This is a genomic window from Pseudomonas sp. 05T35, from assembly GCF_056396605.1.
This window is the reverse complement of the sequence record NZ_JBFTLU010000845.1, coordinates 1-719: the sequence shown is the minus strand read 5'-3', so window position 1 is coordinate 719 and position 719 is coordinate 1. Positions and strand designations below refer to the sequence as shown.

1 protein-coding gene is annotated in these 719 nt (G+C 62.6%); it reads right to left on the bottom strand.

The genetic code is table 11. From position 1 onward, the window contains the following. The coding region (locus AC1DH9_RS30240) for an erythromycin esterase family protein (protein ID WP_477809467.1) at positions 1–719 on the bottom strand (719 nt) is incomplete at both ends.

Sequence of the window (719 nt, the reverse complement as noted above, 5' to 3'; positions counted from 1 at the left end):
GTAAATCACCCCGATGGCCCGCTCCAGCAGAGGCTCGGACAGCGCCTTGCGCAAGTCTTCGCGCAGGGGATCCCGCCAGTCGGTCAAAGACGCGGGGACACCGGCTTTAAGGAACTGATGCTCCCAACTGTCTGGACGAGACGGCCGGATGTCCTTGATGAGCATGTCGGCGTCCCARTCATCGGCTGCCGCCACCTGGCCACGGTCGGTGCTCATGCCGATCAGAACSACATCGCGCCCATAGGCGYTGCGGCAYAGYTGACCGATATTGAACTGCCCCTTCCAGCCCATTTCCGTGGCAGCGGCATTACCGATATGGGAGTTGTGCGCCCAGACCACAGCCTTGGCGCGATGGCCACGGTGCTCAAGCAACCCCCGCAGTGTGTCGAACATGTGCCGGTCACGCAGGTTCCACGAGGCGGTCGAACCTCGATAAATCGCTCGGTAATATTGTTCCGCCGCCCGAACGACCCGGGCGTTTTGCGTGGCATCGAAGAACGCCTCGTCGTCGTGGATAAGCCCGGCCAGCTGCTCGGCCAGCATGTCATGGAGCTGCTCGACCACCGCTTGCTCGCAGGGCATCAGCCCACCACGTTCAACAAAGTGGCCGTACAACGCAGGCTCATCCTGCCAGGGAGTCAGGCAGCCATAGCGCCGGCGTGCTTCGTGTGCCAGATGCGGGTCGACCCGCTCCAGATAACTCAGGACCTCGTGGATGG